A 24,662-nucleotide genomic window follows, 5' to 3' on the forward strand; every position below is an offset into this window, starting at 1 on the left:
CTCACGCCGGGTGTGGCCGCGCGGTGCGGATCCGTGCGGCCACACCTGCCACGGTCGGCGAGGCCAGGAAGTCGCGCACGCTCACCGCAGTCCCGGTCTCCCTGGCCAGCCGGGCGAGGGTGCGCACGGCCAGCAGCGAGTCTCCGCCCATCGCGAAGAAGTTCCCCGCCCGGTCGACCTCGGCGACGTCGAGGACGTCCTGCCACAGCAGCGAGATCTGCTTCTCCAGGTCGTCGCGCGGCGGACCGCTCTCCGAGTCCCCAGCGGTGTCGGTGCGTCCGTATCCGCCCAGCACCAGCACGTCCGCGGAGTGCTGTGGGTGCTCCGCCGCGGGCAGCGGCACGGCCGAGTCCCAGGAACCCGGCTCGGCGAGCGTGCGGACGTGGTCGAGCAGTTCGCGGAACATCCGCTCGACGAGACCGGGTTCGAAGATCTCCTCCACGTAGGAGAACACCGCCGTCATGGTGTCGTCGAGTTCGAACAGGCGGACTTCGAGCGCGACCTGCGGTGTGCGGAGCTGCTGGTGGTGGTCGTGCATGTCGATCACGCCGAGCGGTCCGGCGTCCTGCGGGAGCCGCTGGCCCATCGCCGCGTCCATGCCGAGCGTGCTCTGGAACACCACCGGTGCGACCGGCCGGTGCGTGCCGCGGTGGCGGCCCAGTTCCCGCGACACCTCGACACCGCTGATCAGGTTGTGCGCCGCCGCGTCACCGAACTGGCGCTGGCAGGCGAGGGCCAGGTCGGCGAACGAGGCCGACGGTTCGAGCTCGACGGGGATCAGCATGGTGGAGGCGAAGGCCCCGATGATGCGGTGCACGTCCGGGTGCAACGGCAGTCTGTTGAGCTGCAACGAGTTCAGCAGCATCACGCGGTGACCGGCCGCTCGCGCGAGCACGCAGGCGTAGGCGGTGAACACCGCTGCCGACGGGGTGACACCGTGAGCCGCGCACTGGGCGCGCACGGCCGCCCAGGTGCTGCTGTCCACGGTCTGCTGGGTCGAGGCCATCAGATCGGGACGTGCGTGCGCCGGGTCGAGCCGCAACGGCAGGGCCGGCGGCTGTCCGAACTCCGGCAGCCGGTCGAACCACCAGTCCCGGTCGGCCTCCCAGGCCGCGGTGCCGGGCAACTGTCGCACGGACGTCACGTAGTCGCCGTAGTCGACGTCCAGCGGCGCCAGGGTGGCGTTCCAGTCCGCGACGAGGGCGAACAGGTCGCGGTAGAAGACGTTCGAGGACCAGCCGTCGATGATGAGCAGACTCACCGCGCAGTGCAGCCGGGCGCGGTCGTCGTCGAGCAGCGTGAGCCGGATGTCGATACCGGGGCCGTCGGCGGGGTTGGGGCCGTTGGTGCTCATCTCGTGCCGCGTCGCGGCCAGAGTGCGAGCGGCGTCGTCGGCGGGGGTGTCGCGCAGGTCGGTGACGGTCAGCGTGGGTACGGCGGCTGGGTCGTCGGCGGGCAGGATCCGCTGCTGCCCGTCGGGGAGCACGCGGGCCCGCAGGGTGGGCTGGTGTGCCACGAGCCGGCGCAGGGCGTCCTGCAACGACTCCGCCGCCTCGTCCACCTCCACTTCGGACAGTCCGATGTCGACGTAGTGGTGCGCGGACGGGTAGGACAGCTCCCACCCGTCCTGCTGACCGACGAAGTAGCCCTGTTGCAGGGGCAGCAGGGGGAACGGCTCGTCGGGGTCCGTGCGGCGCAGGACGTCGACGGGCAGCGCCCGGCCGCCGCCGGAGGCGCGCTGCGCGACGAGGTCGGCGAGCTCGGACAGCGTGATCTCGACCCGGACGTCGGACAGCGCCAGCACGACGCCGAGCTGCTTGCGCACCTGCGCGGACATCCGCACGGCGAGGACGGAGTCGCCGCCGAGGGTGAGGAACCCGGCGTCGTGCGGCACGGCGGCGGCGTCGAGCCCGAGCAACCGGCCCCAGATGCCGGCCAGGGTCTCCCGGTGGTCGAGGGTGTCGGTCATCGCGTTGCTCCCGGAGTTGTGGGTGTGGCGACCAGCAGGAGCTGGCCGAGTGCGCTGAGGGGGTGGTCGGGGTGGGGGAGGTCGAGCACAGGGCTCAGGCCGTTGTCGCGCAGCGCGGTGACCCACTCGTCGCGGGTGAGGAAGATGCGGTCCTCGCCCGCGCGGAGGTCGAGCGAGCCCGCGGCGGGACGGCCCGGCGCGGGGGACATGAGCAGTTGCATGGAGACCGCGGCCTGCAGCAGTTCGCCGCACGACTCGACGACCAGCAGCAGGCCTCCTGGGCGCAGCCAGGAGCGTGCCGTGGTGAGCACGGCGTTGACGTCGATCGCGTTGTGCAGCACGTTGGCGGCGATGACGGCGTCGCACGAGCCCGCGTCGACCGTGTGCGACGCGGGTTCGTTGATGTCGAGCTCACCGAACCGCACCCGCCCGTCGGCGGAGAGCAGTTCTCCCGCGGTGTCGAGGAAGTAGCGGGAGACGTCGGTGAACAGGTACTCGAGCGGACCCGTGAGGCTCGTGAGCACCGGGACGGCGGTGGCCCCGACACCCGCGCCCAGTTCCAGCACGCGAGGTGCGGGCGGCAGCGTGCCGCGCAGCACCTCGACGAGGGCCGCGTTGAGGTAGCTGTTGATCACGTTCTCGCGGTAGACGCCGTCCGCGGTCTCCGTGCTGTCGGCCCCGAACAGCACTGACTGCAGGGTCACCTCGTCGCGCAGCAGTTCCGGCAGACGCGCGGCGGCGGACGTGAAGAACGTGGCGACCTCGGGTGGATATCCCAACCGGGCGCACAGCTCGGGCAGGGGCGCGGGGGTAGCCGGCGCAGGGGAGAGGTCACGCAGCACCGCGCCGTCGGCGGAGGCCTGGAGGCGACCGTGCCGGACGAGCGCGCGCACCCAGCCGCGGACGATCCAGCGGTGCCGGTCGGCCACGCGCAGGCGGTCGAGCACCTGGTCGGCGCGGTGGCTCACGCCGGGCCGGAACAGTCCCGCCCGGCGCAGCACCGCTGCCATCGTGTCCAGTGCGGCCTCGTCGAGGGCGCGCATCGCCTCGGGCAGCGCGGAGAGGCCGGCCTGGTCGACGGCGGCGAGCCCGGCCCGGTCGCAGCGCTCGATCACGACTCGGCCGTCCGGTGCGGAACGGGAACGACCTCGACGTGGACGTCCTTCGCTCCGGGGACGTCGCGCAGACACCTGCGGACCACCGAGCGCAGTCGCTGCGCGGTGAAGCGGCGCAGCGGTTCGTGCGCGGCACCGCCGCCCAGCGAGGCGACCTCCTCGGCGGGACGCCACGCGGCTGAGGCGGGTGACACGATCTCCAGCGAACGGGGGTCGTGCGCCGCCAGCGTCACGCGTGCGTCGAGGCCTGCCACGAGGCGGGTCAGCTCCGCCGCGGTCGTCGCCGGGTCACCCGTGCCGGGCAGGGCGCCGTTCGGGATGCCCGTGACGCGCACACCGGACCCGTCGAGGACGTCCGCCGCCTGCGGCCACGGCAGAGCGCGCGGCTCGGCGACCGGTGCGCCGGAGTCGACGGACAGGACGCAGTCGAAGCGGTAGCGGGTCAGCTCCGAGTCGGCGTCGAGGAGCTTCGGGAACGTCGCGATCCGCACCTCACGCCCGGTCGACGCCCCCGCCTCGGCGGCGACCCGCGCCAGCACGAGCGGGTCGAACAGCAGCTCCTCGTCCCGCTCCCTCCTGGCGCGGGCCCGTTCGGCGAGGTCGGGACCGGCTCCGCGGTGTTCCTCGACCCACGTGCTGAAGTCGGCGTGCAGCCCGGAGTGCCGGTTGTCGCCGATCACGACGTGCCCGCCGCCGGCCACGACGCGCACCGCCTCGCGCACGACCTCGCTGAGGTAGCCGACGTCGGGGAAGCACTGGGTCACGGAGTTGAGCACCACGCAGTCGGGGGTCGCCGCGGGGAAACCCGTGGCCGCCATCGCCGCGGCCACGGACGGCGCCGCGGCCTCGTGTGCCGCCGCCCGCACGGTGCGCACCGCGCCACGGGCCTGGTCGAGCCCGCGCACGGAACCGCTGACGACGTCGGTCCCGACATAGCCCCGCACCCGCGGCGCGAGCCGGTGCAGGAGCATGCCGGTGCCGCAGCCGAGCTCCAGCACCCACCGGGGGCGCAGGCCCGCGACGAGTTCGACGGTGCGCTCGACCCACTGGCGCATGTGCCCGGTGGGCAGCGGTTCTCCCGAGTCGGAGGCGCGCCAGCCGCTCAGGTCCAGGTCGCCCGGGGTGTCGGCGGACGCGGAGGAGTAGGTCAGCTGGTAGACCTCGCTCCACTGCTCGAGGTACTCGGTGACGAGCGCGCCCGGTTCGGGAGCGGTGTCGAGCAAGTGCGGCGCGGGGTGCACGCGCACCCCGTCCTCGGTCCGTTCGCAGTGCCCGATCCAGGGGTGGGCGCGCAGGCGCTCGATCACGGCGAGCACCGGCAGCTCGGATGTGGTCACCGGGTGGTTCCTCCTCGGGTGGGGTGACGGGTTGTCTCGTCGGAGAGGGCGTCGTGCCGCCAGCGCAGAACGCGGTCGGCGCACCGGACGAGCCGCGGGTCGTGCGTGGCCGCGAGCACCGCGAGCCCGCGCGCCCGGTGGTCCGCGAGCACGCCGAGGACGGCCTCGGCGGTGCGGTCGTCGAGCGCCGACGTGGGTTCGTCGGCGAGCAGCAGCCGCGGTTCGGCGACCAGCGCGCGGGCGAGCACGACGCGCTGCCGCTGGCCGCCGGAGAGCTGCCGGGGCCGGCGGTGCCCGGTCGCGGCGTCGAGCCGCACTGCGGCGAGCAGCTCCAGCGCTGCGGAGGTCGCCCGGTCGCGAGAGAGCCCGAGCAGAACCCGTGCGGCGCGGGCGACGGCGGACGTGGCGCGGTGCGCCGGGTTGAGCGCGGCGAACGGGTCCTGCGGCAGGTACTGCACGGCGCGCAGGTGCTCCCGGCTCCGCCGGGGCAGGGGTGCCAATGCCGTTCCGCCGACCTCGACCAGGCCGGTGTACTGCTCGTGCAGTCCCGCCAACGCGCGCAGCAACGTCGTCTTCCCGCTGCCCGACGGACCGACGACCACCACGAGCTCGCCGCGGCGCACCTCGAACGTCGCGTCGTGCAGCAACGGCACCGGGTGCGCGATGCCCAGCGCGTCGACGTGCAGGACGACGTCGTCCTCCGGGGGTGGCGCGGCGGGCGGGGTGAATCCGGAGCCGGTGGATCCGAGGTCGACGACGTGGTCGGCCAGCGCCGACACGAACTCGTGGTCGTGGGAGATCAGCAGGGTGGCGCCGAGTCCTTCTTCCCGGCGCCGCCGCACGAGGTCGGCCACCAGCCTGGTCGTGTCGGCGTCGAGCGAGCTGGTCGGCTCGTCGAGCAGGAGGAGCGCCGGGTCTCCCGCCGTCGCCCTGGCGAGCGCGACGCGCTGCGCCTGCCCTCCGGAGAGCTGGTGGGGCCTGCGCTGGAGCACCTCCGCGGGGTCCAGGTCCAGCGCGTGCAGCCGTGCCGCGTCGGCACCTCCCTCCACTTCGGACAGAAGACGCTCGACGGTCCAGAGCGGGTTGAGCGTGCTCACCGGGTCCTGTGCGAGCAGGCCGGTGCACCGCCGCCGCCACCGCACGGCCGCACGCCCTGGCGCCACCGGCGCGCCCGCCCACCGGACCTCGCCCCCGGTGCGCCGCAGGCCGGGTGGGAGGACGTCGAGAACGGCCTTGAGCACCGTGGACTTCCCGCTGCCTGAGGGGCCGGTCACCGCCACGACGGAATGCGCGGGCACGTCGAGGTCGATCCCGGAGAGCACGGCGCGACCGCGTCCGTCGTGGACGATCAGGCCGCGCACGGTCAGGTCCGTCATGCCGTCACCTCCGCGTCCCTGCGGGACCGCAGCGCCAGCGCGACCACGCAGGCGAGCGTCGCGAGGAGCAGGGCGGGCGCCGCGACGGCGGAGGGGTTCGCCGCCGCGCCCGGCAGGTTCTCGCGCAGCATCAGGGCCCAGTCGGCGGCGGGTGGCTGGGCCCCGAACCCGAGGAGTGTGAGGGTGCAGGCCAGCTGGAGACCGAGGACGAACCGCAGCCCGGCCTCCGCCACGACCAGCCCCGACATCGCGGGCAGCACCTCGCGCACCAGCAGAGCGGCGGTCGTCTCTCCCCGGCACCGGGCGGCGTCCGCCCAGCCCGCCGACTTCGCCGACCGCGTGGCGTCCCGCACGATCTGCGCCGTGAGCGGAGCTCCTCCCGCGACGGTGGCGGCGACGACGGCGACCGGACCGGGCACGGCGATCGCGATCACGAGTGCCACGAGCAGGACCGGCACGGCGGTGAGCACGTCGGCCACGGCGGTGATCACCCGGTTCGCCCAGCCTCCGCGCCACCCGGCGACGAGTCCGCACGCCACCCCGATGCCGCACGTGACGGCGCCCGCCAGGGCGGCCAGCACCACCAGACCGGCGCCGCCGGTCAGCGACCGGGACAGCACGTCCCTGCCCAGCACGTCGGTGCCGAGGAGATGGTCGCCACCCGGCGCGGTGAACGGAAGGCCGCTCACTGCTACCGGATCGTGCGGTGCCAGCAGACCGCCGGCGAGCACGACGGCGAACACGGCCGCGGTGGGCCACGCCGATCTCATCGGTGGTCCCTCCGCACCTCGACGACAGCGGCGGCGAGGTCCGCGAGGGCCGTGCCCGCGACGACGACCAGCGCGCCGATGAGCCCGACGGCCGCGACGACCGGGGTGTCCCTGCCCGCCACCGCCGTCACCAACAGCTCTCCGAGGCCCTGGTAGCCGAGCATCGTCTCGACGACGGCCGCCGAGGTGGCGGTGCCCGCGGTCACCACCGCCACCGCGCGGATCGCGGGCGAGAGCACGAACGGCAGCACGTGCCGGGTCCGCAGCCGCCAGCCGGTCACCCCGCGGGCGACGGCGTCGCGCACGTGCGGTGCGCTCCAGGCGTCCGCCACCGCACCGCCGAGCAGACCACCCGCCCAGGCGGCGGCGGGCAGCGCGAGGGCGAGAGCGGGCAGCACGAGCAGGTCGGGCCGGCCCGCGGGAGAACCGCCCGGTGGCAGCAGGGACAACGGCGGCAGCCAGCTCAGCAGTCCACTGAGGACGACCACGAGCACCGCGACCACGACGGTCTGCGGCACCGCGGCGCCCGCCGTGGCGAACGCCGCCCAGCGCCGTGCCGACCGGGGCCGGGTGGTTCCGGCCGCGAGCGCGAGGGCGAGGGCGAGGGGAACCGCCAGGGCCACCGCCACCGCGGTGAGCACGGCGGTGGCCTGGAGCCGGGGCGCCACCAGGTCCACCACCGGCCGGTCGGTGACGAGCGAGCGTCCCCAGTCCCCGTTCAGGATCGTCGTGGTCCACCGGCCCCACCGCTGCCACAGCGGCGCGTCCAGGCCGAGCGTCTCCCTGAGCTGCGCCAAGGTCTCCGCGCTCGCGCGGCCACCGGTGCGCGTGTCGGCCGCGTCCGAGGGCAGTGCGCTCACCGCCGCGAACACGGCGGCCGAGACGACCACGGCGGTCGCGGTGGCCCGCGCCAGAACGACTCCTCCGGCGCGGGCCAGGGACGCGGCAGCACTCATGCCGTGATCCGCACCTGGTCGATGAACAGGCGGGCGAAACCGGGTCCGGTCGGCAGTCCGCTGACGCCCGCGCGGGCGAGGTCGAGGCCGTCGCCCACACCCCAGACGAGGTAGCCGCCCTCGTCGCGCACCGCCGTCTGCAACGCACCCAGCGCTCCGGCCCGCTTCGCGGCGTCGGGCTCGGCGAGCGCGGCGTCCAGGTCGCGTTCCCACGACGGGTTCTTCCACGCGGTCTCGTTGGTGGGCGAGGCCGCGCGCAACGCGATGCGGGAGACGTCGAGGAAGCCGATCCCGCCGAGGTAGCTCACGTAGAAACCGGCCTGGGCGTAGGTCTTCGTCCAGAAGCTCTCCGGCGGGTCGACCTGCACGGCGACCTTCAGCCCGATCTCGGCGAGCTGCGCGGAGAGCAGCGTCGCGGTCGAGTCCATGCCGGGGTAGGCCGTCGTGGTGTGCAGGGTGACCGACGTGCCACCCGCGTAACCCGCCTGCGCCATCAGCGCGCGAGCGCGGTCGAGGTCGCGGTTCCGCTCGGGCAGCCGGGGACTGGTCGGGTCGCCGGGGGTCAGCAGGTCGTTGCCCACCTTGCCGTAGGCGCCGAACACGGTGTCGGTGAGCTGCTTGCGGTCGGTCGCGAGCTTCACCGCCTCCCGCACCTCGGGCTTGTCGAACGGTGCCTGGTCCAGCCGCATCACGACCGGGTACGTCGTGACAGCCGGTCGGCGGAGGACCTGGACGCCCGCGCTCTCGGCCTGGGCGGCGGCGGTCGGGCTCACGCTGCCCGCGACGTCGGCCTGTCCCGAGCGGACCGCGTCGGCCCGTGCCTGCGGGTCCGCCACCGCGCGGATCTCGATCCGCTTCGTCGGCGGCTTCGGTCCCCACCACGCGTCGTTGCGCTCCAGGGCGGCGTTCGCCGGGTCACCGCCGGTCATCCGGTAGGGCCCGGAGCCCGGTGGCGGCGAGCTGAAGTCCGACGTGCCCTCGGGCACGACGAAGGTCGCCGACTGCAACGCCTCCGGCACGGCCGCGAACGGTGACCGGGTGCGCAGCTCCACAGTGGACTCGTCGAGCGCGCGTGACGCGTCCAAGTCGAACATCGCCATGCGGCCGTAGTTCTCGGCGGCCTTGCTCTGCATGCGGCGCAATGAGAACAGCGCGTCGGCGGCCCTGACCTTCCTGCCGTCGGCGAAGGTCGCGTCCGTGCGCAGGGTGATCGTCCACCGGGTGAGCGTGGAGTCGGGTTCCCAGGCGGTGGCCAGGCGCGGCGCGGTCGTGCCGTCGGGACCGGCCACGGTCAGCACGTCGTAGAGCAGCGCGAAGCGCAGGGCGTCGGACTCGTTGCCGAGTCCGCCGTGCGGGTCGTTGCTCGCGGTGGCGGCCGAGCCCACCGCGGCGTAGCGGACGAGTTCGGCGGTGGTGGACGCGGTGCTGCCGGTGGCGCAGGCGGTGGTGGTCAGCGCGGCCACGGCCAGCAGGACGAGGCGGCGGGGGAGGCGGGTCACGGTGCGGGCCTTTCACAGCGGGTGAGTTCTTCGTTGACGAGTGCGGCGATCACGGCGAGGGGGTCGCCGCGCAGCAGGGAGTAGTGGTGGGCGTCCACCGGTTCCGTCCGGGGCGGCCGGGCCAGCAGCGCGGTCCACCCGAGGTCCGCGGGGTCACCGGGCACGTCGTCGACGCCCATGCCGACGCCCGAGTTGACCGGGGCCTTCCTCCCGGCCTTGACCACGAGGGTCCGGGTGCCGGGATCGTTCAGCCTCCGCGGTTCGTACGCGGCCAGGCCGCGCAGGTGCCGGGCGAAGACGGCCACCCGTTCGGCGGCGCTGGAACCTGGGCGCAGCAGGCCCTGCGACCGCAACGCCGTGTCGACGTCGTCCTGGGACGGCTGCTCTCCCGCGTCCAGCGGCACGCCGAGGAAACCCGCCAGCGACGCGACGTAGCGGCGGCGCACCTCCGCGTCCGCCTCGGCGGGGGAACCGGGCACGTCGACGATGTGCGTGGGGTCGTTGGAGTCGAGCATGACCAGCAGGGCGGTGTGCTCGCCCGCCTCGTGCAGCAGACAGGCCACGCGCTGGGCCAGGTCGCCGCCCATCGACCAGCCGCCGAGCAGGTACGGGCCGTGCGGCTGGTGACGCCGCAGGACACCGAGGTACAGCTCGGCCAGGGCGTCCACGCTCTCCGGCGCGGCGTGGCCGGACAGCCCGGGGTCGGTGAGAGCGACGACGGTGACGCCGGGGTCGATCAGCCGGGACAGGTCGGTGTAGCACAGCACGTCACCGCCCGAGGGGTGCAGCAGGAACAGCGTCCTGCCGGGCGTGGTGCCCTGCCGCAGCAGCAACGCCACGTCGGCGTCGTCGACCGGTGGCGGAGCCCCGTCCGTCCACGACGCGGGGTCGTCCGCGAGCCTGCGCACCCGTGCGGCGTGATCGGCCACGGCGGCGGCGACCTGCGCGGGAGGCACGACGGGTTCCAGCACGTCCCACTGCAGCAGCAGTTCTCCGCCCTCCTCCAGCACCTGGTGGTCGAGCAGCGTCTGCGGCGTCTGGCTGAGCGCGGCGACCTTCGTGCCGATCCAGCGCGGGTCGTGGTCGGCGCCGATCACCTCGGTGAGCCCCAGCGCGCTGGTGAACACGACCGGCACCGACGCGACCCCGCCCTGCGCGCTCGACTTCTCGGCGAGCACGTCCAGCGCGGAGTGCTCGCGGTGGTCGAGATCGCGGAACATCCGCTGCTGGGTGCGGTGGGCACGCTCCGCGAACGTGCCCACCGACGCGTCCTCGACGGCGTGCAGCACCAGGGAGGTGAAGTCCCCGACCACGTTCGCGACGTCCGGGTGGATGTCCGGCCGGTCGAACAGGGTGAGCACCACGCTGAACGCGTCCGCGCCGGACCAGTCGGCCAGCACGTCGGCGTACACGGTGAGCAGCACGGCGGTGGGGGTCACCCGGTGCTGCGCGGCCAGTCGCTTCAGCTGCTCCCAGCGGCCGGCGTCCAGCGTCGCGCGGTGCCGGGCGAAACGTCCCGCGGTGACGGTCTCGTCCACCGGAATCGGCGGTGCGGCGGGAAGTCCGGGAAGCCGAGCCCGCCAGTAGGAGGCCGCCCGCTCACCGTCCGGGCCGCGGCGCCGGTCCTCCAGGGCCTGGACGCACGCGGCGGGATGGATGCCCACGGGGGCGAGTTCCCGGGACGGATCGGTGTAGCGGGCGTGCAGGTCGCGGTCGATGACCCACCAGCTCGCCGCGTCGCAGATCAGCACGTCCACGCCGAGGAACAGCCGGACGCCGTGGCCGGGCAGGAGGGCGGCCTGCACGGTGAACAACGGCCAGCGGTCGGCCGGTCCCGATTTGCGGCTGACCCTCTCGCGCAACGTCGCGAGCCTGCGTTCGCGGTCCTCTTCGGACAGTGCGGTCAGGTCGTGCGTGCGGATGCGGAACCGCGGCAGGTCGTGCAGCACCTTGGCCTGGCCCTGCGCGTCCACGACCGCGCGCAGCATCGGGTGCCGGGCGATCACGGCGTTCCAGGCGTCCTCGTACCGCGCCAGGTCGAGATCGGCGCAGTCGTACTCGAGGAAGAAGTGGCACGGCACGTCACCCCAGCGGTAGCCGCCGTCACGGCCGATCCAGTAGGCGTGCTGGACCCTGGTCAGCGGGAACGAGTCGGGCTCGGCCGCCACCGCCTGGAGCACCGGCGTTGGCGGCGCCACCTCCCGCGTGCGCAGCAGCGCGGCGAGCCCGGCCACGGTCGGGGAACCGAGCAGGTCCGCGAGGCGCAGGCGGACGCCGTACTCCTGGCCCAGGGTGGCCAGCATGCCTGTGGCGAGCAGGGAATGGCCGCCCAGCGCGAAGAAGTCCGCGTCCGGTGCCGTGATCGCGATGCCGAAGAGCTCCGTCCACAGCTCGGCGACCCGCTGCTCGAACGGGTCCGCGAGCGTGCCCACCGGGGACGACCCGGCGGCCTCGGTGAAGGCCGCGTCGTTCCGGCGCCGGGCGAGGTCCGTGCGCGACACCGCCACCACGGAGGGCGACACGCCGATGAAGTGCTGGTCCAGCACCAGGTCCAGGGCCCTGCCCCCGGTCGCGGCGTCGAGCGCGTCGCGCAGCACCACGTCGCGCTCGGCGCCACCGGGACCGACGCTCCAGCCGTCCCACACCACACTCGTCCAGCGGGGCTCACCGGTCGCGATCGCGTCCAGCGCCGCGTTCGCCGCCGCGTAGGGCCCGGTGCCGATGCCGCCCACCAGCGTGGCCGCGGAGGACATCAGCACGACCAGGCCCGGCCGGGACGACTCGGGCACCACCGCGAGAGCCTCGCGGAGCGCCGTCGCGCCACCGACCTTGCCCCGCAGGTGCGCGGTGACCTCGTCGGAGGTGACGTCGCGCAGCGGAACCGCTCGCGCCGTGGCGGCGGCACCCGCTGCGTGCACGACCACGTCGGGCGAGCACTCGGCCAGCAAGGCCGCCCACCCGTCCACATCGGAGGCGTCGAGCGTCCTGGTCCGGATGTCGAGTCCTTCCGCCGTGAGCGCGTCCACGGTCTTGGCGGCGTCGGGCACGTCGCCGAGTGCGCGGCGGGAGGTGAGCACGACGGAGGCGCCCCGCCGGGCCAGCCGTTCCGCGACGACCAGACCGACGTCGCCGAGCCCACCCGACACGATGGCGCGAGTCAGACCGGTCGTGGCACCGGTGACCGGGGTGACGGGCCACGGCTCGATGTCGCGCCGCCACCTGGTGCCGGACCGCCAGGCGATGTCGCCGCCGCGTTCGTCCGGTGTGCCGAGCAGGTCGGCGAGCTCGGCGAGGACCGTGCGTGCGACGACGTCCGGTTCGGCCGAGGCCGGGAGGTCGAGGGTGCGCCACCGGATCCCGCGGTGTTCCTGGGCCAGGACGCGGGTCAGGGCACGGGCCGCGGCGGCGCCGGGGCAGACCTCGTCCGTGCTCTCGACCCGGTCCGCGCCGAACGTGACGGCGAGCAGCCTGGGCACCTCGATCCCGCCGAGCCCGCGCGCGAGGTCGGCGTGGGCGAGCACGACGGACTCGACGTCCTGTCCGGGTCGCGTCAGCACGACCACCCCGTCGACCGGTGTGGCCGGGTCGTGCTCCAGGACGGAGGGCAGGCCGAGTGCCCGTGCCGCCGGCAGGTCCGCGTCCGCGGCCAGCAGGAAGTGGCCGTCGGGCAGGGCTTGCGGCAGCGGCGGGAGCTGGTGCCAGCGGGGGAGTTGGAGCAACGCCGGCACGCGCGGCGCTTCTCGCTGTTCCCGGGGCGCGTCGATCCACAGCCTTCGTGACTGGAACGCGTAACCGGGCGCGACGACCCGGCGGCGCCGTCCTCCTCGCAGGCCGTCCAGCGGAACCTCGGCACCGCGTGCCCACAGCCGGGCGACCGCGGCCCGCACGGACTCCGCCTCGGCACCGGCGTGGTCGTGGTCGTGGTCGAGCGTGGTGACGGAGTCGGCCAGGGGCAGGTCCTGGTGCGCGCGAGCCAGCGTGACGAGGCTGCTGCCCGGCCCGACCTGGACGAGCACGGACGGTGTCGTACCCACGGCCTCCCGCAGCGCCGGGGAGAACCGCACCGGGTCGCGCAGCTGCCGCGCCCAGTGGTCGGCGGTGCCCAGCTCGTCCGTGACCGCGGCACCGGTGAGGGTGCTGACCACCGGGATCTCCGGCCGCGCGGGGGAGAGGCGTGCCGCCGCGGCGCGGACGGCGGGAACGGCGGGCTCGACGAGCCGCGAGTGCAGCGCCGCGTCCACGCGCAGCCGCCGGTAGCGCAGCCCGGCTGCCCTGGCGGTGGCTTCGAGCGCCGCGATCGCATCGGCCGTGCCGGAGAGCACCGTGCCGGCCGGACCGTTGAGGGCGGCGAGGTCGACGTCCGGGTGCTCGGCGAGCAGGCCCGAGACGTCGGCGAGGTCGACCGACAGCATCGCCCCACCACCTGCGGCGCGGGAGACCTCGGTGCAGCGCACGGCCACGAGCCGTGCGGCGTCGTGCAGGGTGAGCCCGCCGGAGACCACGGCGGCGGTGTACTCGCCGAGGCTGTGGCCCAGCACCACGTCCGGCCGCACGCCCCACGACGTCAGCAGCTCCGACGTGCCGAGGGACACCGCGAACAACGCCGGCAGCCCGACGGCCGCGTCCCCGACCCGCGCGGCCCTGCCGTGCACGACGTCGCGGACGTCGTGACCGGTCAGGGGAAGCAGCAGTTCGGCGCACCTGTCGACGGCATGGGCGAAGACCGGTTCGGTGCGGTGGAGCACGGAGCCCATGCCGGAGTACTGGCTGCCCGCGCCGGGGAACGCGAAGACGATCCGCGGTCTGGCTGCCTCCACGGGCCGCGCCTCGCGCAGTGCCGAGGCGGCGGAACCGAGATCACCCGGCGAGCACACGACGCTGATGCGGTGCTCGTGGTGCGTGCGCCCCGCGTCGAGGGTGTGTGCCAGGTCCGCGAGTGCCGCGGAGTCCGTCACGGCGGGCAGGTGCTCGCCCAGTGCGCGGGCCGTGGCACGGGCGGCCCCGTCGGTCTTCCCGGACACGACCAGGACCTGTGGTCGATCGTCCGGAGTGGACGCGGGCAGCTCCGGTGCCGGTCCGAGCACGACGTGGCAGTTCGTCCCGCCGATGCCGAAGGAGCTGACGCCCGCGAACTCCGCGTCCTCGGGCCACGGCCGGGCCTCACCGGAGAGGTGGAAGGCCGACCCGGTCAGACCCAGCTCCGGGTTGACGGGCTCGTGGTGCGGCGCCGGGGGCACGACACCGTGCGACCGCGCGAGCACGGTCTTGATCAGCGACGCGATCCCCGCCGCGGTGTTCGCGTGCCCGATGGTCGCCTTCACCGAACCCAGCCCGCACCAAGGCCGTTCGCTCGGACCGAAGACCGAGCGCAGCGCCGCGACCTCGATCGGGTCGCCGAGCGCCGTCGCCGTGCCGTGCCCTTCGAGGTAGCCGACGCGGCGCGGCTCGACTCCCGCGACCGCCTGCGCCTCGGTGATCACCCTGGCCTGGCCGCGCGGAGAGGGTGCGGTGAACCCTGCCTTGAGCGCCCCGTCGTTGTTGACCGCCGACCCGTGCAGCACGGCGAGCACCGGGTCGCCGTCGGCCAGCGCGTCCTCCAGCCTGCGCAGCACGACCGCGCCGACCCCTTGCGTGTAGACGATGCCGCTGCCGTCGGCGCTGTAGGGCCGCACCACGCCGTCGTCGGAGTAGATGCCGTCCGGCACGTGCAGGTAGCCGTGTCCCTGCGGCACGATCAGCGACACCCCGCCCGCGAGCGCCGTGTCGCACTCCTCGGCGAGCAGGGCCTGCGCCGCCACGTGCACCGCCACCAGGGAGCTGGAGCAGGTGCTCGTGATCGACATCGCCGGTCCGGTGAGGTTCAACCGGTAGGCGACCTGCAAGGGCAGGTAGTCGCCGTGCGTCGCCATCGCCGTGCGCAGACTGCCGACCGGATCGGCTCCGCCGCCGGTGGGGTCCCAGCGTCCGCGCAGGTTGCTCTCCAGGTACGCGCTGTGCGACGCGCCCGCGTAGACGCCGACGGTGCCCGCTCCTACGCCGCCGCCGTGGCCGGCCTGTTCGAGCGCCTGCCAGCACGTCTGCAGGAACAGCCGCTGCTGCGGGTCCATCAGCGCCGCTTCGGCGTCGGTGAGCCCGAACGCGTCGGGGTCGAACGCGTCCTGGTCCTCGATGAGCCCGCCGACGGGGACGTAGCCCGGTGCGGAGAGCAGGTCGGTCGGAACTCCGGTCGCACGCAGCTGCTCCGGGGTGAACCGGGTGAGGCCGCTGCGCCCGGTCCTGATCAGCTCCCAGAACGCGGTGGTGTCGACGGCGCCCGGGAAACGGCACGCGAGTCCGGTGATCGCGATCATCGGACGACCTGCTCGGCGCGTCGGCGTGCGTCACGACGGCCCTGCGGCCGGGGCACGGCCGCAACGGGATCGGGAACGGGTTCGGGGGCAGCAACCGGTGCGAGGAACGCGGCGAGTGACCGCACGGTCGGGTTGGCGAACAGGTCGACGACGGTCAGCGTCCCGAAGCCCTGCGCGGTCAGCCTGCGGTACGCGAGGACCAGGCTCAGCGACGTCGCGCCCAGCTCGAAGAACGACGTGGTCGCGTCGGCGTGCGGTCCGAGCACCGAGCGGAACACCGCGAGCACGGTCTCCTCCAGTTCCGGGCCGGCCGGTGCGGCCGCCCCCGCCGTGACGGCTTGTGCGGCCGCCTCCGCTGCGACGGGCGGTGCGGCCACCCCCGTGCGCGGTGCGACGGGCCGCTGCCGTGCCGGTGCCGCGGGAACGGTCAGGCGCAGCAGCCCGTCCGCGTTGAGGCTCTCGCGGAGCTCCACTCCCAGAGCCGCGGCCGCCGTCGCGGTGGCGCGGCTCCACTGAGCCGCCGCGGCGAGCGCGTCCGACGGTGTGTGCGCGCCGGGCCCGACGGTCAGGGACACCTCGAGCCCCAGCTCGGCGGCACGGGCCACGGCCTCGGTCAGCCACAATGGCTCTCGAACGTCCACAGCGGACTGTTCGGGCACGGCCGCGGGGATCTCGTCGCGGCGGTAGGGGTTGGGCAGCGCGGTGTGGTCGACCTTGCCGTTGGCGGTGATCGGCAGCTCGGGCAGGAAGGTGAACCGCGACGGCACCATGTACTGCGGCACCCTGGTCAGCAGGTGCGCCGAGAGGTCGGGCGCGGCCGGGGGAGCGGCGGGGTCGGCGGGCACCACGAAGGCGATCAGCCTGGGCCTGTCGTCCGGTCCCGGAACCACGGCGGCCACGGACTTGCGCACGCCCGCAGCGCGGTCGAGCACGGACTCGACCTCCCCGAGCTCGATGCGGTGCCCGCGGACCTTGACCTGCCGGTCGGCCCGGCCCAGGAACTCGATCGTCCCGTCGAGGCGCCACCGCCCGAGGTCCCCGGTCCGGTAGAGCCTGTGGCCCAGCACCGGGTGCACCGCGAACCGCTGTGCGGTCTGCTCCGCGTCGCCCACGTATCCGCGCGCCAGTCCGTCACCGCCGATGTGCAGCTCACCTGGCACGCCGACCGGCACGGGCAGACCCTCCTCGTCGAGGACGTGGAAGCTCTGCCCCCGCAGCGCGCTGCCGTAGGGGATGCTGGGCCACTCGGGGTCCACCTCGCCGATCGGGTGGCAGATCGACCAGATCGACGCCTCGGTGGCGCCGCCGAGGCTGACCACCTGCGCCTGCGGAGCGAGTTCGCGCAGCCGGTCGGGCAGGGTGACGGGGATCCAGTCGCCGGACAGGAACACCAGCCGCAGCGCCCGCAGAGCCCGGCGGGCGAGGGCGGGATCGATCTCCGCGTACTCCACCAGCATCTCCAGCAGCGCCGGTGCCGTGTTCCACAGCGTGACGCCGTGCCGGTCCATCAGGTCCAGCCAGTGCTCCGGATCGCGTTGCCGTTCGGCGTCCGGCACCACCAGCGCGCCGCCGACACCGAGGACGCCGAACACGTCGTGCACGGAGAGGTCGAAGCTGAACGCCGACAGCGCGAGCATCCGGTCGTCGCGCGTGATCGGGAACCGGTCGACCAGGTCGTCGATCGTGGTGCGCGCCGCGCGGTGCTCGATCGCCACGCCCTTGGGACGGCCGGTGGAACCGGACGTGAAGATCACATAGGCGAGCTCCTCGGGCGAAGGACGCACGGGAGCGGTGGAACCGCCGTCCGCCGCGTCGAGCCGGTGGACGCGCACGGTCTCCGGCCAGATCGACGGGACGTCGCCGGTGACGAGCGCGTGCTCGATCCCCGCCTGCGCGCACACCGAAGCCACTCGTTCGACCGGCCACGACGGCTCGACCGGGACGTAGCCGGCGCCGCTGGCCGCGACGCCGAGCAGTGCCACGACCTGGTCGATGCTCTTGGGTGCCGAGACCGCGACGAGGTCGCCGGGGCCGACACCGGACGCGGCGAGACGGCGGCCGATCGCGTCGGCGTCACGGGCGAGCTCGCCGTGGCTGAGCGACGACCTCGAGTCCAGCAGCGCCGGTGCGCCGGGGTCGAGGTCCGCGGCCGCCCGCAGCGGGTCGTCGAGCAGCGGTCCGGCGTCGGCGAACGGCGCGACGTCCAGCGGCACGTCCGGCCGGAAGGACGGTGTCCAGCCCAGCGAGGGGTCCTCCCAGCTGTCCGGCTCCCCCGCCAGGGCGGTGAGCAGCCGCAGGTGTGCGTCGGCCATTCCGGCGACGAGCCCCTCGGGGTAGACGCCGTCGACGCCGTCCCACCACACCTTCAGGCGGCCGGCCTCCTCGTGGACGATGTGGTCGAGCAGGACCTGGGGCGTCTGCGAGATCCCGTAGACCTCGGAGCCGAGCCACGCCGCGGGGTCCGCGTCGCCCGTGGTGAGGCCGAGCCCGCTGGTGAAGACCACCGGGTGCGGTGGGGCATCGATCGCGTTCCCGCCGGGCCGGACGGCCTGCGTCCCGCCGGCCCCGCGGTGGTCCATGTCCGACCAGAACCGCTCGTTCACCGCGCGCACGTAGGCGGCGAAGCCGTCGCGGGCCTCCCACACCGGCATCCGCACGAGCATCGTGGAGGTGAAGTCGCCGACGACGTGCGCGAGTTCGGGGTCGTCGGGGCGGTCGAACAGCGTCGTGTTGAGGCAGAAGTCGGCGACCGGGCTCCACCGGGCGAGCGTGAGTCCGCACGCCGCGAGCAGCAACGCCGTCGGGCTCACACCGTGATCGGAAGCCGCCCGCCTGAGCGCGGCCCAGCGCTCGGCGTCCAGTTCGGTGGCGGTCCTGGTGAACCTGTGCCGCCTGACGGACGCGACGTCGGTGACGGTGGGCAGTGCCGGGCCCGGCGGCAGCGCGCGGTCCGCCCAGTACCGGCGGGCGCGGTCGTCGTCCGGGCCGAGTCGCTGCGCGGCCCGGCGGCGGGCCACCTCGGCGAACGTGGTGCCGGGCTCGGGCAGCGGGGTGTCCGGGTCGGCGACGAGCGCGCCCCATTCGCCCATGACCTGCATCCAGCCGGCGAGGTCGAGCGAGAGCACGTCCACCCCGACGCACACGCGGCTGCGTTGCCCAGGCAGCAGGACGAGGTTCAGGTCGAACAGCGGCCAGCACCCGGTGGGTCGAGTCTGGTGCGACCACTTCTCGCGCAGTTCCGCCGCTACGCGCGCGGCTTCGTCCGGCGGCAGGTCGCGCAGGTCGGTCACCGGGATCTCGTGGTGCGGCACGGTCGCGAGCACGCGGCCGGTGGCGTCGTCGTCGACGACCATGCGCAGAGCGGAGTGCCGCCGCACGAGCGCGTTCCACGCGGTACCCAGCCGGGCGGCCTCGTCGTGGCCCACCGGTGTGTCGTGTTCGAACTCGCGGTAGTAGAACGTCGCGACGCCGCCCAGGGGAAATCCCGGGTCACGGCCCACCCAGTACGCCGTCTGGATCGGCGTGAGCGGGAACGACTCGTCGCTGGGCTCGTCGGCCGAAGGACCACCCGCGTCCTCGTCCTGCGCGTTCAGCGCCGCGGCGACGGTGCGCGCGGTGGCCTGTCCGAGGAAGTCGGTCAACGCCAGAGCGACTCCCGTGGTGTCGAGCAGGTGGCGGCGGAGGCGCACCGCCGTGAACGACTCCAGTCCGAGCGCGATGAGCGGCGTGTCCACGCCGACCGAGGCGGGCGGAACGTCGAGCGTCTCGGCCACCGCCTCGACGACCTCGTCCAGGGGGATCGCTGTGTCGGCCCGCACCACGCTCACCGGATCTCCTTCGCGTTCAAGGCAACAGCGCGTGGCGACGACCGGCACGCGCTGACCATTCATACACGAAAACGAGTATCATGTTCACCTGGTGGGGTGATCGCGACTATGACGGGGAGCACGCTGCGTGTCGAATTGCGATCGGTGCATGAATCGGGCCGGCGTGAGGCGCGCGTGGCGTTGTCGTGCACCGCTTCCCGCAACCTGGGGGTGGTCGACCCCGGGTCTGCTGCCCGGCCCCGCCGCCTGACCGTCCTCTTCGGACGCAGTCATCACCCGCGCGGGCCGGCGGCTCGCGGTGCGGAGCACGCCGCGTCGTCGAGACCCCGACGACGCTGCACCACTGCTGAAAGGAACTTCATGTCCGACGGTTTCTACGACCGCACGGCCGAGCACGTCGCCGTGTTGCTGCGCGACGCGTGGACCGGGCTCGGCCCTGCTCTCACGCGTGCCGTGTCCGGAATGGACACCAGCACCGGGCCGGTGCTCGACATCGGCGCGGGCACCGGACTGGGCACCGCGGTCCTCGCGGCGGCACTGCCCGACGCCGCGATCGTCGCCGTCGAACCGAACCAGGCCCTGCGCACGGCGCTGCTCGCACGCTGCGCCGATGACGAGGACCTCAGGCGCCGCGTCACCGTTCTCGGCGACGACGTGCTGTCCGCCGCCTTGCCGGACCGCCTGTCCGGCATCGTGGCGATGAACGTGCTCGGCCACTTCCCACCGCCACAACGCCAGGCCCTCTGGCGGTTGTTCGCCGGGCGTCTCGACGCGCGTGGGCGGGCGGTGCTCAACCTCCAGCCGCCGTTCATCCCGGTCCGCGTGTCGGCGACGCCCATGGCCGAGGTGCGGGTCGGCGGGCTGACCTACGTCGGGGTCGCGGCGGCCGAGCCGTCCGGGGAGAACGCCATCACCTGGAACATGACCTATCGGGTCGAGCGTGACGGGGAGGTGCTGACGGAGCTCACCGCCTCCGACGAGTGGGCGGTGACGAGCCCCGGGGTGCTGGCCGCCGAGGTCGCCGAAGCCGGTCTCGCCCTCGCGGTCCTCGACGCCGACCAGCACCTGTACGAGGTCCACCCGGCGACCTCGTGACGTGAAGGGCGGCCGGCGCGGTCACGAGACCTCCGGCCGATCCACCCGCGTGAGGGCCCGCGCTCGGGCCGCGGAGCGCCGGGGGTGTTGTCTCCGGCCGGGACATCTCTCACCGGTCCGGTGAGCAGAGGTGGGGCCGGCGGGAAGGCGAGCTGTTCGTCGCTGATCTGATCGCACGCTGCCCCTGAGCACACGTCGAGGTGGCCGAGCGGGTAGCGGCGGAGGTCGGCGAAGGCGCTCGACGCCTGGAGGTCGTGGTCGGCCAGGCCCGACCCGCAGGTCTTGGACAGCCCCTCCACGTCCACCGCGGGAGAACAGGACGCGGCAGCCGCCTCGGCCACCGCCGCGAGATCCACCTGGCTGCGTCGACTGATGCGTCAGGGGCCCTGCTCGCCACACCCCGCGGTGCAGAGCCGGTGGTCCCCGCCGCAGGCCGTCCTCCGCCCCGGTTCGGGCCGAGGCCGGAACACCGAGACGGGAACTTCGTTCACCTGCGCCGGTGCCGGACCGGACGCTCGCAGGAGCTCCGGGACCGGAGGAGGTCCGCTGCCGGGGTACACCGATCACTTGCAGCCGCGGCGCCGTTGTCAGCGCGGTCTCAGCGCCGTGCACCCGACCGGAGCGAGCGCCCCACGTCGGGTGCACGGGCCCGGACCTCCGGCCGGGCTGAACCGACCAGAGGTCCGGCTGATGACGTCCACCGCGCCAGTTCGCTTCGATCAGTTCCGGGGCTGGTCCTCGATCGTGCCGACCAGTTCGGGGTCTTCCGGGGCGGGCATGTGGCGGATGCTGTCACTGCCCTTGTGGTCGTGGGCGCGGTCGTACCGGGAGTCCAGCACCCTTCCCAGCTTGTGCGCGGCACCGGTGTAGGCGTCGTCCACGGTGGTCGCGTGGTGGGTGACCGCGACCGGCTGCTTGCCTCCTGGGCGCGCCTCGATGACGCATTTCTTGTCCTCCGGCTTGCTGCCCCCGTCCTCGCTGAGGTGGACTTCCACGCGGGTCAGCCAACCGCTGAACCGGGACAGACTGCTTTCCAGGTCGGTGGTCACATAGGTGGCAAGTCGTTCGCCACCGTGGATGTTGTGGTCGGTGTTGACCTGGATCTGCATGAACACCCTCCGGAACGGGACAGAAATGGTTCTGGTCGATACCACAGGAGCGGCCGGCCCAAACGCGACGGCGTTCGGCGGGCCCGGCCGCGGTGCCGAGGTGGCATCACGAACTGGTCAAGCGCAACCACGTCGTGCAAGCACGCACTCGCGGAGTCTGTCACGAGTACCGGTGCGCTGCCCAAGTGGACGCACGTGGTTGTCGGCACGCACGAACACTTTCATCGGAACATCGGGGGGCGTCAGGTCGCAAAGTCCTGCTCCGATCGGGACCTGCGGCATTTCCTCCCGGCGGTGGGCGGGAGTGGCGTTCCGGGGTCACCCGGGGAGGGGCCGTCCCTGATCGGCGAGAACCTGTGGGGCTCGTGAAAGCCGTCGTCGCAAGTGGAAGTCTGCGTGCACAGCCCTCCGGCGGCGGCTGATCGGCGTTCCTCGAACATCACACCCGCACGCTCCACATCACCGGTGTCACCGCGCATCCGACCGCACAGCGGGCGATCCGGCAGGCCCGTGACCTCGCCGGCGATGTGGGTAGCCGTGTCGAGTCCCTCCGCTTCCTCCCGATCGACCGCAAGTACACCGCGTCCTTCGACGCCGTCTTCGAAGCCGACGAGATGAGGGTGCCGCTCAGCGCGCCCCAGACGCCGCGCATGAACGCCCACTGCGATGCCAGCGGCAGCATCGCCTCGTTCGGTGCGGCGTGAATGCGAGGCGGCCCCCCCGGCGGCCGGGCAAGGCCGACAGGTCAACGGTCCGAGGCTGGACGGTCCCCTGCGGACCGGGGCGCCCGACGTGTCGCACTGCGGTCGGGGCATCACCTGCTCGTGACGGCCGTGTCCCGGTCCTGGCCTGCCAGGACCGGCGTGGTCGCAGTCGAAAGCGACGCGACCAACAGGCCGGTCACCGTGCTGCACAAGGACGCGCGGCGCCAACGGATAGTCCGCATTCTTCTCATGAATACCCCAGAACGTGCATGACAGATAGCAACGACTGTGCCGTCGGTTGATTGGTGTTGGATGAATATCGAAGGCTCGCATTCGGCTGACATCAAGGATTCTAATGCGCGACATTCGGTCCAGTGTGCGCAAGTCAGGCCCTTCGTCCCTGTTTGTGAAATGTCTGTCAGGACGACGCTTCGGTGGACCCTGTTTCAACCAGTGGAGCGAGGGTGTATGCGATACATGCCATTTCGTGACGAATATCGTGGTAGACGCACGCGAATTCTTGTAATTAGCGTGCTGGTGGCGGGCACGTTGTCCGCGCCGGTCGCGGTCAGTGCTGCGCCGGTCAGCATCAACGCGACGCAGAACCGTGCTGTGACGGCGGGGGCACGCGTCACCGCTGCGGTGTCGGACCAGCCGCGCAGCTACACCGAAGCGCAGATCGCCGAACTCACCGGGCGCAAGCAGGCCAAGGAGAACCAGACCGCCAACCTCGGCAAGCAGGGACCTGAGCCGCGTCACGGCGCCCTGGGGCCCGAGATGGCGGTGCCCGGCGGGATCAGTGCCGCGACCGCGAGCGTGCTGCGCAACTCGACGATCCCGGCGAGCGGGATTTCTGGTGGTGCGTCGTTCTCGTCGTTCGTGCAGGAACCGAGCACGGACGCCAACGGCGCCAACATCTTCCAGGTCGGCAACTGGTACGCGAGCCGGTCGACGAACAACGGGGCGACGTGGAACTTCCTCGACCCGTTCACGCTGTTCGGCAGCGGGTTCTGCTGTGACCAGGTGACCCAGTACGACGCCGCGACGGGCCGCCAGTTCTGGTTGTTGCAGTACAACAACCGGCTCGTGATCGCCAACGCGTCCGCGGCCGGCGCGGGCGCGTTCACCAACTGGTGCTTCTGGAACATGGACGCCACGTGGTTCGGCCTGGCCGCAGGCACCACGCTGGACTACAACGACATCACGATCACCAACAACTTCGTGGCCATCTCGACCAACTTCTTCCCGGCGTCCGGACCCCAGGGCTCGGCGATCGTGCGGCTGCCGAAGTTCCCGATGAGCACCTGCAGCGGGTTCAGCTACAACTTCCTCAACCGCACGGACAGCTTCACCTTCAAGCTGGTCCCCGGCTCGACCGACACCCTGTTCTGGGGCAGCAACTGGGGTCAGACCAATGGCTCGTCGTTCCGCGTCTACGCGTGGGCGGAGAGCTCCGGCAGCTACTCCTGGTGGGACCGGACCGTGGCGTCGTACGGTTTCTTCACCCGCAACAGCGGGCAGAACTGCGGCAGCACGGACGGCGTCGTGCGCAACTGGTGCCAGTTCGCCGACTCCCGCACGCTCGGCGCCTACCGGGCGAGCGGCATCCTGGGATTCTCCTTCAACGCCAAGCAGGACGCCGCGCACCCGTTCCCGTACACGAGGATCGTGTGGTTCAACGAGTCGACCAAGGCCTACATCGGTGCCGGTGACCAGTGGGGCACCTGGGGCGCGATCCAGTTCATGTCCATGGCGCCCAACAACGCTGGCCGCGTCGGCAACACCTTCGCCTGGGGCGGTGGCACTGGTACCACGCACTACTACCCTGGCGCGGCGGTGAACAACTCACCGGCCAACGCGATCGACACGTCACCGAACTACTACCTGTGGGGCGGCGGGAACACCTGCACCTCCACCGGCGGGCTCTACCGGTGGGGTGACTACCTCACGGTGCGCACCTACAAGGCGAACCCGGCCCAATGGGTCGCCGCAGGGTTCGCGATCACCGGCGGGCACTGCGGCGCGGCAGGCGCTTACTCGGAGCCGCACAACGTGCTCTTCTCCTGACAAGCTGAAGGTGGCGGGCCGGCGGCGTCCCGCCACCTTCCGGTGATGTTGTGGTGGTGTTGCCGATGAAGCGCGTGACCGTGGTATCGGCACTTGTGCTGCTGGCTGTCGGATGCGGGCAAGTGCCAGCGGCACCGCGGGCCTCCGGCGTCGAAGGGACGACCGTGGTGGACGGAGGTTGCCCGCCGGCCCGCGATGCGCCACCCTGCCCGGACGAACCGCTCGCCGCCGAGCTCAGGGTGACTCGAGCGGGCTCGGACGAAGCCGTCGTCACGGTCACCAGCGGCGAGGACGGGCGGTTCCGCATCGCCCTGGCGCCGGGCGACTACACGCTGCACGCTGCGAACCTGGCCGGAACACCGCTGCCAGTCGCTCAACCGGTCGACGTTCATGTCGACGCGAACCGCTTCGCCACTGTGGAGGTGTCCTTCGACTCAGGCATCCGCGAGGCGCCGACTCCGCCTGGATGAGGCTCCTGCAGCGCGTCA

14 protein-coding genes are annotated in these 24,662 nt (G+C 73.0%); 4 read left to right on the forward strand and 10 right to left on the reverse strand.

The genetic code is table 11. The annotated features are described in order from the left end of the window. Position 1 precedes the first annotated feature (1 nt). From BMY74_RS39280 to BMY74_RS39320, 9 genes are read right to left on the reverse strand one after another with little or no spacing between them, the layout of a single operon-like run. Positions 2-1,969: a condensation domain-containing protein gene (locus BMY74_RS39280; RefSeq protein WP_089925895.1), complete on the reverse strand. Its 1,968-nt coding sequence runs from the start codon at positions 1,967-1,969 to the stop codon at positions 2-4. After that, entirely contained in the window at positions 1,966-3,084 is a 1,119-nt protein-coding gene (locus BMY74_RS39285) for a class I SAM-dependent methyltransferase (RefSeq protein ID WP_089925899.1), read from the reverse strand. Before BMY74_RS39285 ends, BMY74_RS39280 begins: the two co-directional genes overlap by 4 nt. Beyond that, positions 3,081-4,421 (reverse strand): class I SAM-dependent methyltransferase, encoded by a 1,341-nt coding sequence (locus BMY74_RS39290; protein WP_089925903.1) that lies wholly within the window; start codon positions 4,419-4,421, stop codon positions 3,081-3,083. The genes BMY74_RS39285 and BMY74_RS39290 overlap by 4 nt, the downstream gene beginning before the upstream one ends. Next, positions 4,418-5,797, reverse strand: coding sequence for an ABC transporter ATP-binding protein (locus BMY74_RS39295; protein WP_089925906.1), 1,380 nt, complete (start codon positions 5,795-5,797; stop codon positions 4,418-4,420). The genes BMY74_RS39290 and BMY74_RS39295 overlap by 4 nt, the downstream gene beginning before the upstream one ends. Continuing rightward, a complete protein-coding gene (locus BMY74_RS39300; protein WP_089925909.1) occupies positions 5,794-6,567 on the reverse strand; it encodes an ABC transporter permease in 774 nt (257 codons plus the stop codon). Before BMY74_RS39300 ends, BMY74_RS39295 begins: the two co-directional genes overlap by 4 nt. Next, complete coding sequence (locus BMY74_RS39305; protein WP_089925912.1) at positions 6,564-7,523, reverse strand: ABC transporter permease subunit; 960 nt, start codon at positions 7,521-7,523, stop codon at positions 6,564-6,566. The genes BMY74_RS39300 and BMY74_RS39305 overlap by 4 nt, the downstream gene beginning before the upstream one ends. Then, entirely contained in the window at positions 7,520-9,022 is a 1,503-nt protein-coding gene (locus BMY74_RS39310) for an ABC transporter substrate-binding protein (protein WP_218159902.1), read from the reverse strand. Before BMY74_RS39310 ends, BMY74_RS39305 begins: the two co-directional genes overlap by 4 nt. Beyond that, complete coding sequence (locus BMY74_RS39315) at positions 9,019-15,372, reverse strand: type I polyketide synthase (protein ID WP_089925915.1); 6,354 nt, start codon at positions 15,370-15,372, stop codon at positions 9,019-9,021. Before BMY74_RS39315 ends, BMY74_RS39310 begins: the two co-directional genes overlap by 4 nt. Then, positions 15,369-19,199, reverse strand: a complete 3,831-nt coding sequence (locus BMY74_RS39320) for a non-ribosomal peptide synthetase (protein ID WP_218159903.1) — start codon at positions 19,197-19,199, stop codon at positions 15,369-15,371. Before BMY74_RS39320 ends, BMY74_RS39315 begins: the two co-directional genes overlap by 4 nt. 360 nt (positions 19,200-19,559) lie before the next feature. On the opposite strand from BMY74_RS39320, the gene BMY74_RS39325 reads away from it, so the two are divergent. Next, a complete protein-coding gene (locus BMY74_RS39325; protein WP_089925921.1) occupies positions 19,560-20,294 on the forward strand; it encodes a class I SAM-dependent methyltransferase in 735 nt (244 codons plus the stop codon). A 719-nt stretch (positions 20,295-21,013) separates the two neighbouring features. On the opposite strand, the gene BMY74_RS39330 is transcribed toward BMY74_RS39325, so the two are convergent. Beyond that, positions 21,014-21,403 (reverse strand): HPF/RaiA family ribosome-associated protein, encoded by a 390-nt coding sequence (locus BMY74_RS39330; RefSeq protein WP_089926095.1) that lies wholly within the window; start codon positions 21,401-21,403, stop codon positions 21,014-21,016. Positions 21,404-21,930: 527 nt separating this feature from the next. Here BMY74_RS39330 and BMY74_RS45485 point away from each other — a divergent pair. The 3 genes from BMY74_RS45485 to BMY74_RS44510 all read left to right on the forward strand — a co-directional run bounded on the left by BMY74_RS45485 (position 21,931) and on the right by BMY74_RS44510 (position 24,644). Continuing rightward, positions 21,931-22,107, forward strand: coding sequence for a hypothetical protein (locus BMY74_RS45485; protein ID WP_177230149.1), 177 nt, complete (start codon positions 21,931-21,933; stop codon positions 22,105-22,107). Between the two features lie 531 nt (positions 22,108-22,638). Next, positions 22,639-24,174, forward strand: a complete 1,536-nt coding sequence (locus tag BMY74_RS39335; RefSeq protein WP_089925924.1) for a hypothetical protein — start codon at positions 22,639-22,641, stop codon at positions 24,172-24,174. Positions 24,175-24,239: 65 nt separating this feature from the next. After that, entirely contained in the window at positions 24,240-24,644 is a 405-nt protein-coding gene (locus tag BMY74_RS44510) for a hypothetical protein (protein WP_143091887.1), read from the forward strand. The last annotated feature ends 18 nt before the right edge of the window (positions 24,645-24,662 follow it).

This window comes from Lentzea albida (genome assembly GCF_900111005.1).
Classification (GTDB): Bacteria; Actinomycetota; Actinomycetes; order Mycobacteriales; family Pseudonocardiaceae; genus Lentzea; species Lentzea albida.

Coding starts and splice junctions, on each gene's coding strand:
- BMY74_RS39280 (WP_089925895.1), bottom strand. CDS start 1,969: ATGACCGACACCCTCGACCACCGGGAGACCCTGGCCGGCATCTGGGGC.
- BMY74_RS39295 (WP_089925906.1), bottom strand. CDS start 5,797: ATGACGGACCTGACCGTGCGCGGCCTGATCGTCCACGACGGACGCGGT.
- BMY74_RS39300 (WP_089925909.1), bottom strand. CDS start 6,567: ATGAGATCGGCGTGGCCCACCGCGGCCGTGTTCGCCGTCGTGCTCGCC.
- BMY74_RS39305 (WP_089925912.1), bottom strand. CDS start 7,523: ATGAGTGCTGCCGCGTCCCTGGCCCGCGCCGGAGGAGTCGTTCTGGCG.
- BMY74_RS39315 (WP_089925915.1), bottom strand. CDS start 15,372: ATGATCGCGATCACCGGACTCGCGTGCCGTTTCCCGGGCGCCGTCGAC.
- BMY74_RS39325 (WP_089925921.1), top strand. CDS start 19,560: ATGTCCGACGGTTTCTACGACCGCACGGCCGAGCACGTCGCCGTGTTG.
- BMY74_RS39330 (WP_089926095.1), bottom strand. CDS start 21,403: ATGCAGATCCAGGTCAACACCGACCACAACATCCACGGTGGCGAACGA.
- BMY74_RS44510 (WP_143091887.1), top strand. CDS start 24,240: ATGAAGCGCGTGACCGTGGTATCGGCACTTGTGCTGCTGGCTGTCGGA.